11 protein-coding genes are annotated in these 12,471 nt (G+C 64.3%); 8 read left to right on the top strand and 3 right to left on the bottom strand.

Going from position 1 to position 12,471, the window contains the following annotated elements:
* Positions 1-3: 3 nt before the first annotated feature.
* Together B5G12_RS04220 and B5G12_RS04215 are read left to right on the top strand one after the other, a co-directional pair.
* Positions 4-531: a transcription repressor NadR gene (locus B5G12_RS04220; RefSeq protein WP_087324013.1), complete on the top strand. Its 528-nt coding sequence runs from the start codon at positions 4-6 to the stop codon at positions 529-531.
* A 95-nt stretch (positions 532-626) separates the two neighbouring features.
* On the top strand, positions 627-1,229 hold the full coding sequence (locus tag B5G12_RS04215; RefSeq protein ID WP_087229936.1) for an HD domain-containing protein: 603 nt from the start codon (positions 627-629) through the stop codon (positions 1,227-1,229).
* Positions 1,230-1,286: 57 nt separating this feature from the next.
* Here the strand turns inward: B5G12_RS04215 and B5G12_RS15075 are convergent, their stop codons facing one another.
* The 3 genes from B5G12_RS15075 to B5G12_RS04200 are packed head-to-tail and all read right to left on the bottom strand — an operon-like array spanning position 1,287 to position 3,804.
* A complete protein-coding gene (locus tag B5G12_RS15075) occupies positions 1,287-2,492 on the bottom strand; it encodes a 4Fe-4S dicluster domain-containing protein (RefSeq protein WP_087324012.1) in 1,206 nt (401 codons plus the stop codon).
* A 3-nt stretch (positions 2,493-2,495) separates the two neighbouring features.
* Positions 2,496-3,530 (bottom strand): trigger factor, encoded by a 1,035-nt coding sequence (gene tig / locus B5G12_RS04205; protein ID WP_255396629.1) that lies wholly within the window; start codon positions 3,528-3,530, stop codon positions 2,496-2,498.
* 4 nt (positions 3,531-3,534) lie between these two features.
* Positions 3,535-3,804 (bottom strand): glutaredoxin domain-containing protein, encoded by a 270-nt coding sequence (locus B5G12_RS04200; RefSeq protein WP_087229946.1) that lies wholly within the window; start codon positions 3,802-3,804, stop codon positions 3,535-3,537.
* 218 nt (positions 3,805-4,022) lie between these two features.
* Here B5G12_RS04200 and B5G12_RS04195 point away from each other — a divergent pair, with 218 nt between their 5' ends.
* The 6 genes from B5G12_RS04195 (at position 4,023) to B5G12_RS04170 (ending at position 12,291) form a co-directional block, all read left to right on the top strand.
* Positions 4,023-5,936, top strand: coding sequence for a hypothetical protein (locus B5G12_RS04195; protein WP_087324011.1), 1,914 nt, complete (start codon positions 4,023-4,025; stop codon positions 5,934-5,936).
* Positions 5,937-6,139: 203 nt separating this feature from the next.
* Complete coding sequence (locus B5G12_RS04190; protein ID WP_087324010.1) at positions 6,140-8,170, top strand: ABC transporter substrate-binding protein; 2,031 nt, start codon at positions 6,140-6,142, stop codon at positions 8,168-8,170.
* A 146-nt stretch (positions 8,171-8,316) separates the two neighbouring features.
* Positions 8,317-9,258, top strand: a complete 942-nt coding sequence (locus tag B5G12_RS04185) for an ABC transporter permease (RefSeq protein WP_087229954.1) — start codon at positions 8,317-8,319, stop codon at positions 9,256-9,258.
* Entirely contained in the window at positions 9,258-10,289 is a 1,032-nt protein-coding gene (locus B5G12_RS04180) for an ABC transporter permease (protein ID WP_087324009.1), read from the top strand. Before B5G12_RS04185 ends, B5G12_RS04180 begins: the two co-directional genes overlap by 1 nt.
* 16 nt (positions 10,290-10,305) lie before the next feature.
* Entirely contained in the window at positions 10,306-11,352 is a 1,047-nt protein-coding gene (locus tag B5G12_RS04175) for an ABC transporter ATP-binding protein (protein ID WP_087324008.1), read from the top strand.
* Positions 11,353-11,355: 3 nt separating this feature from the next.
* Positions 11,356-12,291, top strand: a complete 936-nt coding sequence (locus B5G12_RS04170) for an ATP-binding cassette domain-containing protein (protein ID WP_087230629.1) — start codon at positions 11,356-11,358, stop codon at positions 12,289-12,291.
* Positions 12,292-12,471 lie beyond the last annotated feature (180 nt).

Genomic DNA, 12,471 nt, shown 5'->3' with positions numbered 1-12,471 from the left:
GCCATGCACACAGCCGACCGCCGCCAGGCCATCCTGGAAAAGCTGGCGGCCAGTCCCCAGCCCCTCAGCGCCAGCGCGCTGGCCGGCCAGCTGGGGGTGTCCCGGCAGATCGTGGTGGGGGACGTGGCCCTGCTGCGGGCCGCAGGGGCCCAGATCGACGCCACGCCCCGGGGTTATCTGCTGCGGCGGGAAGCCACCCCCGGCTACACCGGGCTGCTGGCCTGCGCCCACAGCACCCCCCAGCAGCTGCTGCAGGAGCTGTACACCGTGGTGGATCTGGGAGGCACGGTGGTGGATGTGATCGTCGAGAATGCCCTGTACGGCGAGCTGCGGGGCAATCTGAACGTCGCCAGCCGCTACGACGCCGACGCCTTTCTGCGCCAGGCCGCCGCAGCCCCCGACGCCCTGCTCAGCCGGCTGACCGGCGGGGTGCACCTGCATACCATCCGCTGCCCGGACGCCGAAGCCTTCGAGCGCATCCGGGACGCTTTGGCCGCCGCCGGCCTGCTGTACCAGAAAGAGGACGGGTGAGACGGCCGGTCTGCTCTGTTCCCATTCTATCCCAGCCGCGGGAGTCTGTCCACTTACAAACCGGCCTCTGTGTAAGGGCCGGGAAAGGAGCGCTTATGTATCCCACTCAAGAGAAAGCCGAGGCTCTGCTGGCCGAGGCCAGGCAGCAGTACGACCTTGTCAGCCAGACCCACGGCCGCTGGGACGACCATTGCCGCACCGCCGCCCGCTGCGCCCGCGCCATTGCAGCCCGGTGCCCCGGCCTGGACCCCGACAAAGCCTATGTGCTGGGCCTGCTGCACGACATCGGCCGACGCTGGGGCGACGGGCACCTGCGCCATGTCTACTACGGCTGGCAGTATATGATGCAGCTGGGCTATGACGATGCGGCCCGCATCTGCCTGACCCACTCCTTCCAGATCCAGCGGATGGACGCCTACATCGGCCGCCGGGACATCCCTCCCCAGGCGCTGAACGAGCTGGAGCAGGCCCTAAAAGCGGCGGTGTACGACGACTACGACCGTCTGATCCAACTGTGCGACTCCATCGCGGGCACCGACGGCCCGGTGGACATGGCCGCCCGGATGGAGGACGTACGCCGCCGCTATGGCAGCTATCCCCAGGACAAGTGGGACCGCAATTTTGAGCTGAAAGGCTATTTCGAGCACTGGGCCGGCGCCGGGCTGTACCAGATCGTGGGCGCTCCCCGCCCCCTGTAAAGCAAAACGCCCCCGTCTCCCTCCAAGAGGGCGGCGGGGGCTTTTATCTGCGATGGGTCAGGCGCCGGGGGTAGGGTCGGCAGGGGCGGCGGTGGGGGCTGCCTCCTCTGCGGCGGCCTGGGCCGCCTGGGCTGCCCGCTGGGCAGCGCGCTCAGCGGCGCGGGCCTTGGCACGGGCGGCAGCGGCCTCCTGGCGCTTTTTGGTGCGGATCTTGACCCGGCACACGCCGCACACGCCGTCGGCGCTGTCGGGGGGGATGGGTTTGCCGCACTCGCTGCACAGCTGCTTTTGGAACCGCAGCACGCTGACCGGACCCAGGCTGGTCAGGGGGCGCAGCTTCAGGCCGTCGATGGCGTGGTGGTTGCAGCTGGAAACGCACATCCCGCACTCGGAGCACTTCCAGGGGGTGATGACCACCCGGCTCTGGCCGCCCTCCAGATCCTCCAGACGGATGGCGCCCGAACGGCAGTTCTTTACACACCGTCCGCAGCCAAAGCACTTGGACGTGAAAGCGGGCAGATACACCCCGTAGTGGAAGGGCGTCTGGGTGGCGGTCTTGAGCTGCTTGACCCGCTGGTGCAGCGCGTAGCGGAAGGGCTGGATCTGATGTTCCTCCTCCTGCAGGATGGGCAGCTGCCGCAGCAGGTACTTGGTGCCGTTCTTGGAGGAATCCCCCACATGGGCGAACATCTCCCGGCGGGACAGCTCCTTGGCCTGATAGGGGGCCTCATCGGGCTGATAGGCCAGGGTGATGCGGGCCTCAAAGAGGGGCTGGCCCAAAAACTCCACCAGGCGGGTCAGGTTGTCCCGCAGCAGCTTTGCGCACCGGTCGTTCTCGCATTCGCCGCAGGGGGTCAGGTCCAGCACCAGTTTTTTGTGCAGGGCCAGATAGGCCAGCGCCTCCCAGCACAAAGCGCCCACGCAGGGGCGCACCAGATCGTTGTGGCGGGCGCTGCGCTCGCAGCCGATCCAGATGGTGTCGGCGTCGGCGCCGGCGGCGGACAGGTCCCGCTGCACCTGCTCCTCCGACGGGGTGATGCAGCGGGTCTTGCAGACCGATACGCACAGCCCGCAGTCGGAGCAGGGATCCCAGCTCTTGACCAGGTTGGGCCGGCTGAAGATATCCTCCCCATAGGGGCAGATATCCTTGCACAGGGTGCACTGCTCCCGGTGGGGGTGCAGGTTCCAGCACTGGGACCGCTCGATCTCGGGGTGGGTGTTGTTCATCAGGGCATTCATGGCCGCTTTTGTAAAAAAGCCCATAGGTCATTCACCTTCTTTGGGGGTCTGCCGGTCGTCTCCGGGGATGGGGTCCACCACCGAGGTGACCACAGCCTGTTCCAGCAGGAACCGCTGCACTTTCTGGCTGATGAGGGCGGCCGCGATGACGTCGGGCGGCAGAGTCTTGCGGATCTCCTCCTCGGGGGTGTTGTGCCGGGCGGCCAGCCGGCGGTACTCCGCCTCTACTTCCCGCTTGGCAACGGTGATCCCCTCCGCCTCCGAGATGGCTTTGGCGGCCAGCACGCTGCGCATCCGCTTTTCGGCTATCTTGCGGAAGCTTTCTTTCAGCTCTTCGGGGGTGGTGCGGCAGGATCTGCAGTAGGCTTCCAGGGTCATGCTGCTCTTTTTCAGCCGGGCCTCCAGCTGCTGGTATTCCCGGCCGGCCTCCTTTTCCAGGGCCTGGCGGGGCAGGTCCACCGTCAGGTTGGCCCCTGCCATCTCCAGCAGGTCCTGGCCGGCCTTGCGGTCGGCGGCAGCCTCGTGGCTGGCCTGCTTTTCGGCGCGGATGTGGTCCTTCATGGCCTCCATCGAGTCAAAGCCGCGGCTGCGGGCAAAAGCCTCGTCGGCCTCGGGGATGTGCCGCTGGGCCACCGCATGGATGGTGATGACAAAATCGGCGGTGACCCCCGACAGTTCCTCCACGCGGAAATCCTGGGGATAGGTAAAGTCGAAGTGGAAGGTCTCGCCGGCGGCATGACCGTACACCGCCTTTTCGGCGGCGGGCATCAGCTTGCCGGTGCCCAGCAGGATGGTGACGTTCTCCATCTTGCTGTCGGGGATGGGCTGGCCGTCCAGAAAGCCCTCAAAGTCCAGCGTGACCTTGTCCCCCCGCTTGGCGGGGGCTTGGGTGGGCTGGTAGGCCGCGTGCAGCCGGCAGCGATGGGATACTTCCTGCTGGACGGTGCGGTCCAGCACAGGGCGGACGTGCCGCGTGACGGCCAGGCCCTTGTATTGGCCCAGGGTGACGCGGGGGGTGGTGGGTTTGGTCTCAGACATAGGGATGTTGCTCTCCTGTTCTATGGTGTCAGCAGTCGGTGCAGGCGCCGCCGGCGCTCAGCCAGTCGGTGTCCAGGGTGACCGAACCGTCCTCCCACACAAAGGTGGGGATGCCGATGCGGCCCTCGGCCTTGACGGCGTCGTAGATGGGCATGGAATCCCGCATGGCCAAAAAGGCACGCAGGTCCTTGGTGCTGGCGGTGATATCGATGTATTCATAGGGGATGCCCTTGTCGTCCAGCAGCTGCTTGACTTCGCGGCAGGTGGAGCAGATGGGGGCTCCATACAGTTTCATCATAAAGGGTGGCCTCCTTGTAGCTTGCAGAATCGATGCCGGGCCCAATGCACGGCGCCCGGACACCTATTAAGTATACACCCGAAGCCGGTCCAGGGCAAGCCCCCCGGACTGCGCCCTCCGTTTCCCAGGGCCGTCCCCGGCAGCCAAGGGATGGACAGCCCGCAAGCGGTCTGGTATACTGGTATTACAACATCCCAAGCCGAAAGGAAGTCTGCCCCATGCCAACCACCGAGACCCGGCCCCGACGCCGCCTGCGCAAGGCACTGCTGTTTCCCCTGACCCTGGCCCTGCTGTGCGCCGCAGCTGTCGCCGGGCTGGCCGCAGAGGCTTTCTTCCCCCTGCTCAGTTTGTGGGCCGGGGCGCTGCTGTTCACCCTGACCCTGGCGGCCGGCCGCCGGGCGGGGGTGCAGTTCGAGACCTTCCACTGGACGGTCCTGGCGGGGGCATACCTGCTGCTGGCCATCTGCCTGTGTCTGGCGGTGGACAGCCGCACCTTTATCTACATATGGGATTACGGCAACTATCTCCAGCTGCAATATACCGCCGAGGCAGCCTTTGCCGCCGGGCCTTTGCAGGGGCTGTGGCATCTGGTGTCCTCCTTCACCCAGGATTACACCAGTTTCATCTGCCTGTTCACCGAATTTCCCTTCTGTCTGACCGGCCACACCGGGGACAGCTACGTCAAAAGCATGGCGGTGAGTGTGCTGCCCAGCCTGCTGGCCGCCCTGGGCGCGGTGGTGTGCAAAGCGGGGCAGATGCTGCAGGTCCAAAACCAGCAGGGCTTTTTCCTGATGGGGCTGACCCTGTCGGCCTGCTGGCCCTTTGTGCGGCTGGCGGCGGCCCTGGGCCAGCCCGACTGGCTGGGGCTGGTGTTCGCCCTGATCATCCTGGTGCTGACCCTGGATTACCGCTTTGACGCGCCCGACCCCGCCCGGTGGGTGGGCCTGTTCTTTGCCACCATGGCCCTGATGCTCACCCGGCGGTGGTATCTTTATTTCATCCTGGCCTACTACGCCGTGTATGCCGTCACGGTGGCGGCAGGGGCGGCGGGCCTGGCCCGTCACCGGCAGGGCCGCCGGGCCGCCGACCGCATCCGGGGTCTGGTCACCTTTGGGGCCGGGTCGGTGGCCGCAGCCATCGTGCTGTTCTGGCCGGTGCTCCAGCACCTCATCTCTTACAGCTACGCCCAGCGCTTTGCCGCCTACAATGTGGGCGGCCTGGGGCTGGAGCTGTACAGCCAGGCCTGGCGGCTGGGGCCGCTCTACCTGCCCCTGGCCCTGGCCGGCGCGGTATGGGCTTTCCGTCACGGGGCCGGGGCCATGGCGGGCCAGGCGCTGGGGACGCTGGCCCTCAGCCTGGTCCTGTTCACCCGGGTGCAGAACATGGGCAGCCACCAGACTCTGCTGCTGGCCCCCGGGTACATCCTGCTGTTTTTGCTGGGCGCCGCCCCTCTGGCCGACAGCCTGGCCCGCCGCGCCCCCCTCAAGATCGGGCTGTGGCTGTTTACCCTGGCGTTCAGCCTGTCGGCGCGGCTGTCCCCCCTCACCACCGTGACTCTTCCCGAACCCCTGGTGACCGCCCTGGGACGGCTGCCGGTGTTCGCCCAGTTCGTGCAGCTGGACACCCTGACCTATGACCGGGAGGATCTGGCCCAGATCCAGGCCCTGTCTGCCTGGGTGGACAGCCACTGCGCTACGGGTGAATTCGCCTACATGATCCCCCATTCCATGACCTACTGTCCCGACACCTTCAAAAACGCTTCCCTGCCCGACCGGCCTTTGGAGGACAAGCTGGCTTTCGGCTTTGGCATTCTGGGCACCCAGTCCTTCCCCACCCAGCTGTTTGAGGCAAAGTATGTCATCACCGCCGACCCCTTCCCCTGGTGCTATGAGGTCAGCAGCGTGGCGGCCAAGCTGAACGACCAGTTCCTGGCCCTCCAGGACGCCTACTTCGTCCCCGAGACGGTGTTCGATATGGGCAACGGCACCCGCTTCACCATCTACCGCCGCATCACGCCCGCCACCCGGGCCGAGGCGGAGGCCTATCTGGCCGCCTTTGCCGCCGAAGATGCCCAGTACCCCGACCTGTTCAGCCAGGTCATCCAGGCCTGGCTGGCCCAAAAGGGGCTGTGAGAGGCCGCTGTTCAGGATTTTACCACCTTAAAGCATTGACACAAGCCCCGTTCGATGTTATACTTCAAGGCAAGCTGGCTTGAAAGCCAGATGGACTGTTACAACGGAGTGACGGATCGTTTTTCCGTTGCTCCGTTTTCGTTTTCCACTCAAAACGCGCCTTTGCACCGGCGCAAACTTTATAAAGTAAAGGGGAGTTTTTCATGCGTCATACCATCACCCGCCGTCAGTTCCTCACCGCTTCCGGCGTCACGGCTGCGGCCGCCTGCGCCGCCGGTCTGCTGTCTGCCTGCGGCTCCGGCTCCTCGGGTGCTTCCTCCGCTGCAGGCGGCCAGGACACCTCCAGCTACACCATCCTCTATTCCAGCCAGCCTTCCACCCTCAACTACCTCACCACCTCCTCGGATGTGGAGATGCAGGTGGGCGCCAACTGCGTGGACACCCTGCTGGAGTTCGACAACAAGGGCGCGCTGCGGGAGGGCCTGGCCACCGAATGGACCTTTGACGAGGCTTCCCTGACCTGGACCTTCCAGCTGCGGGACGAGAACTGGGTGGACTGCAACGGCCAGGTGGTGGCTCCGGTCACCGCGCAGGACTTTGTGGACGCTTTGCGCTACCTTCTGACCCCCGCCTATGCCGCCGCCAATGTGGGCCTGGTCACCTCCTACATCGCAGGGGCGGAGGCCTACTACGATTACCAGGTCAACCTGGCCAATGCCCAGGCGGGCTATGTGGCCGATGACGGCACCACCTACACGGTGGACGGCGCAGGCGCGGTCACGGTGGCCGCCCCCGGCGCCGAGGCCCAGGTCTTCCAGCCGGTCAGCTTTGACGAGGTGGGGGTCAAGGCGGTGGATGAGCACACCCTCACCTATACCCTGACCTACGATTTCCCCGGCTTCCTCAGCCTGCTGGTCTATCTGCCCTATGAGCCGGCCTATGGCCCGCTGCTGGAGGAGATGGGGGACCAGTTCGCCACCTCCGCCGAGACCACATACAGCTGCGGCGCTTTCTATCTGTCCGAGTATGTCCCTCTGGAGAGCTGGGTGATGACCAAAAACCCCGAGAACTACGACGCCGACAACGTGTTCATCCAGACGGTCAGCCGCATTTACAACGCCGAGGCCGAGGTGAACGGCCCTGAGATGATCCGCCGCGGCGAGATCGACGAAGCCACCATCGGTTCGGATATCCTGGACAGTTGGCTGGCCGACCCCGAGACAAAGGATCTGGTGTCCATGGACCGGCCCAACACCAACTACACCTATTTCTATCTGTTCAACTTCATGCCCTACCGCCACGAGTTCTCTGGCCAGACGGTGGAGGGCCTGGACGCCGAGTATGAGCCGGACAACTGGGCCAAAGCCATCAACAGCACCAATTTCCGCAGGGCTTTCCTGTACGGCATCAACAACGCCGTCACCCTGGCGGTCACCGCCCCTGAGGGTTATGAGGGCTATATGCTGAACACCGTCACTCCGCCCTCCTTCTGTGCCAACGACGACGGGGTGGACTACACCCAGTGCGGCGACCTGGCCTCCTTCTCCACCTTCTTTGACGAGGCCAAGGCCAAGGAGTACCGGGATGCCGCCATCGAGGAGCTGACGGCGGCGGGGGTCACCTTCCCTGTCAAGGTGCAGCTGCCCTACAACCCCTCCACCAACGACTGGGACCGCCAGTGCCAGGTGCTCAAGCAGCAACTGGAAAGCGTGCTGAACGACGGGGCCTCCTTCATCGACATCCAGATCACCCAGGGTCCCTCGGACAACTACCTGTCGTCGGTGCGCCGCGCAGGCAAGTACTGCTTCCAGCTGTGCAACTGGGGCGCCGACTACTCCGACCCTGAGACCGAGACCGATCCCTTCTACCAGGCCCCCGGCGAATACGGCGGCCGCTATGCCTACCTGCGCACCGCTGTGGAGGACGGCATCGTCACCGGCGAGACCGCCGATGCTATCATGGCCTATATGACCGCGGTGGAACAGGCCAAGACCATCACCAGCGACATCAACGCCCGCTACGAGGCCTTTGCCAACGCCGAGGCGCTGCTGATCAGCAACGCCCTGGTCGTTCCCATGGGCATGAGCGTGCCGGCCTACCTGGCCACCCGCCTGAATTACTGGGAGGGCCAGTACGCCTCCACCGGTTTTTCCAACAAGCGGCTGAAGGGCATCCATGTGCTGGACCACTATGTCTCGATGGCCGAATACGAGGCCAACCGGGACGCCCGCTGAGCCCATTGGGGGCCGTGCCTTTGCACCACGGAGGCCGGCCCCCGTTTGTATCTGAAAAGCCAAATGCGTCCGGCCCTGCCAGACGGGACTGTGGAGGCACCTTTCAGATACGTCCCATCAAACCGAAAGGAAGTGGCGCAAGGGATATGGTAAAATACCTCGCCAAACGGATCGGCCATTCGATCCTGACCCTGTTCATCATTGTGACCCTGGTGTTCTGCCTGCTCCGGCTGATGCCGGTGGAGGGTTACTTTGCCAACTACGAAAAGATGACCCAGACCCAGATCCAGGCCGGCCTGCAATCCATGGGCCTGCTGGACCCGCTGCCGGTGCAGATTTTGCGCTTCTGGCGCGACGCGTTCCGGGGGGATCTGGGTGTCAGCCACATCTACCGCGTCAACGTGCCGGTGGTGGACATCCTGCAGGAAAAGCTGCCCATCTCGGTGCAGATGGGGGTGCTGGCCATGCTGGTGTCCCTGGCCGTGGGCATCCCCCTGGGCCTTGTGATGGGCCGGTTCAAACACCGCCTGCCCGACAAGCTGGGCACCGGGGTGGTCATCCTGATCCAGGCGGTGCCTGCGGCGGTCTACTACCTCTACATCCAGATGTACGGCACCACCGCTTTGGATGTGGGGCTGCTGTTCCAGGCCAGCAACTGGCGGTACTGGGTGTTGCCGGTGTTCTCCATGAGCCTGGGCAACATCGCCTTTTATGCCATGTGGCTGCGCCGCTACATGGTGGACGAGAGCAACAAGGACTATGTGATGCTGGCCCGGGCCAAGGGCGCCGGCGAAGACCGCATCGCCCTGGGGCATATTTTCCGCAACGCCATGGTCCCCCTGGTGCAGTACATCCCCTCCGCCTTCCTCAATACGGTGGTGGGCTCCATCTACATCGAAAGCCTGTACAGCATCCCCGGCATGGGAGGGCTGCTGGTCACCTGCGTGCAGCGGCATGACAACACCATGGTACAGGGCATCGTACTGCTGTACGCCTGCGTGGGCATCATCGGCCTGATCCTGGGCGATCTGCTGATGGTCCTGATCGACCCGCGCATCAGCCTGGGCAAGAAAGAAGGTGGACGCTGATGCTGTTCTTTTTGAAAAACGCCAAATCCCGGCAGCTGGAATCCGCGCTGCAGCAGCAGGTCCAGGACGGGCCCGCCGCCTGGGCGTCCCTGCCCGATGAGGAGCTGTTCACCCCTGCGGGCTTCACCGCCGAGCAGGCCGAGGCCACAGCCTATTCCAATTACAGCTACTGGGGCAGTACCCTGCGCTCTTTTTTGCGCAACCGGTTCGCGGTAGCCCTGCTGGTAGCGCTGGTGCTGGTGGTGGGCTTCGCCTTCCTGCAGCCCCACCTGCCCGGCCAGATCGACCCCAACTACTGCCGGGTGGACCCCGCCACCGGCATCCAGTACCGCAACGTGGCCCCCGGGGTGGACGGCTATATCTGGGGCTCCAACTCCATCGGCCAGGACTTGTGGGCCCGCATCTGGGCGGGCACCCGCACCAGCCTGATCATCGCCTTTTTTGTGGCCATGATCGAGGCGGTGGTGGGCATCTCGGTGGGGGTGCTGTGGGGCTATGTCCGCCAGCTGGACCTCTTTTTCACCGAGCTGTACAACATCTGTGACAACATTCCCTCCACCATCATCCTGATCCTCATCTCCTATGTGGCCAGCCCCAGCGTGCCCACCCTGATCCTGGGTATGTCCCTTACCGGGTGGATCGCCATGGCCCGCTTCATCCGCAACCAGATCCTCATCATCCGGGACCGGGATTACAACATCGCCAGCCGGTGCATCGGCACGCCCACCTTCCGCATCGTGGTGCGCAACCTGCTGCCCTACCTGGTGTCGGTGATCATGCTGCGGATGGCCCTGACGGTGCCTGCCGCCATTGGCAGCGAAGTGTTCGTCACCTACATCGGCCTGGGCCTGTCGGTGGAGACCCCCAGCCTCGGCAGCCTGATCAACGACGGCCGCCAGGTGATGATGCAGGCCGGGCTGCGCTACCAGCTGCTCTACCCCACCATCATCCTCAGCTTTGTCACCATCGCTTTTTACCTGATCGGCAACGCCTTCTCGGACGCCGCCGACCCCAAGAATCATTTGCAGTAAAGGAGGCGGCGCGCTTTTGGACAGCACAACACCCATCCTCTCCGCCCGCGACGTACACATCTGCTTCAATCTGCGGGGCCGCGTGCTCCACGCCATCCGGGGCATCGACCTGGATATCTTCCCCGGCGAGGTGCTGGCCATCGTGGGGGAGAGCGGCTCGGGCAAGTCGGTGTTCACCAAGTCCTTTATGGGCCTGCTGGACGCCAACGGCTCCATCACCCAGGGCACCATCGACTACTACGGCGCCGGCCGGCCCATCCGGCTGTCCGGTCTCAAAAAGGAAAAGGACTGGCTGGCAGTGCGGGGACGCGAGATCGCCATGATCATGCAGGATCCCATGACCAGCCTGAACCCCCTCAAGACCATCGGCCAGCAGATCCTGGAATCCGTGCACCTGCACCAGCACCTGAAAGGCCCGGCCGCCCGGGCCAAGGCCCTGCAATACTTGCAGGATGTGGGCATCCCCGAGCCGGAACGGCGTTTCAAGCAGTATCCCCACGAGTTTTCGGGCGGGATGCGCCAGCGGGTAGTCATCGCCATCGCCCTGGCCTGCACCCCCAAGATCCTGATCTGCGACGAGCCCACCACCGCCCTGGATGTCACCATCCAGGCACAGATTTTGCAGTTGCTCAAGGAGATGCAGGTCAAATACCGCCTGACCATCATCCTGATCACCCATGACCTGGGGGTGGTGGCCAACATCGCCGACCGGGTGGCAGTGATGTACGCCGGGGATATCGTGGAGATCGGCACCGCCGACGAGATCTACTACGACCCCCGCCATCCCTATACCTGGGCCCTGCTTTCCAGTATGCCCCAGATGGGGGTCAAGGGGGAGGACCTGTTCAGCATCCAGGGCACGCCCCCCAACCTCTTTGCGCAGATCCAGGGGGACGCCTTCGCTCCCCGCAACCCCCAGGCCCTCAAGATCGATTTCGTCCGCCAGCCCCCCTATTTTGAGGTCTCTCCCACCCACAGAGCCAAGACCTGGCTGCTGGACCCCCGCGCTCCCAAAATCGAGCCGCCGGCCGTGGTCCGCCGCCTGCGAGAGGAGGGGATCTGAACCATGGCACAGCCAGAGATCCTTCTCCAGGTCAAGGACCTGGAGGTCACCTACGGCTCCGGGCGCAAAAAGTATAAGGCCGTGTCCCACGCCAACTTTGAGATCTACAAGGGCGAGACCTTTGGCCTGGTGGGCGAGAGCGGCTCGGGCAAGACCACCATCGGCCGGGCCATCATGCGCATCCTGCCCACATCGGGCGGCCAGATCCTCTACAAGGGCCAGCAGATCAACGGGCACATCCGTAAGGAGCTGGACCGCCAGGTCATCAAGGAGATCCAGATGATCTTTCAGGACCCCCAGTCCTCCCTCAACGAGCGGGCCAAGGTCAGCTACATCGTGGGGGAAGGGCTGATGAACGTCCGCCCCGACCTCACCGCCGCCCAGCGAGAGGAAAAGGTGCGCCAGGTCCTGATGGAGGTGGGCCTGCTGCCCGAATTTGCCTCCCGGTTCCCCCATGAGTTCTCGGGCGGGCAGCGCCAGCGCATCGGCATCGCCCGGGCCCTGATCGTGGAACCCGAATTCATCATTGCCGACGAGCCCATTTCGGCGCTGGATATGTCCATCCGGGCCCAGGTGCTCAACCTGCTGCGGCATTTGCAGCAGCAGCGGGGCATCACCTACCTGTTCATCGCCCACGATCTGTCGGTGATGCGCTATATCTCGGACCGCATCGCCGTCATCCACAAGGGGGATATCGTGGAATTGGCCGCCGCCGAAGAACTGGTGGCCCATCCCCTGCACCCCTATACCCGCAGCCTTCTGTCCGCCATCCCCATGCCCAGCCCCCGGCTGGAGCGCCAAAAGAAACTGGAGGTCTACGACCCCTCCATCCATCACTACGACGCCGATCCGCCCTCCTGGCAGCAACTGCGGCCCAACCACTGGGTGCTGTGCAACGCCGGCGAAGCGGAGCGCTGGCTGGCGGCCCGTCCCCTGTGACATCGCTTCACAGCCGGACGCCTCTTTCCGTCTGCCTGTCCCGGACACCCATCTGCCGTGTGTCCGGGATTTTTTTGCCTTCGGATGATTTGTGTAAAATCAAAGTGAATACAAGGCAGCGTTCACTATTTCGTCAAATATTTCTGCTATACTGACCCCTGTATGCAGCCAGGGGACAGC

The organism is Faecalibacterium sp. An58 (genome assembly GCF_002161515.1).
GTDB lineage: Bacteria > Bacillota > Clostridia > Oscillospirales > Ruminococcaceae > Faecalibacterium > Faecalibacterium avium.
This window is presented reverse-complemented; position numbering and strand designations above follow the sequence as displayed.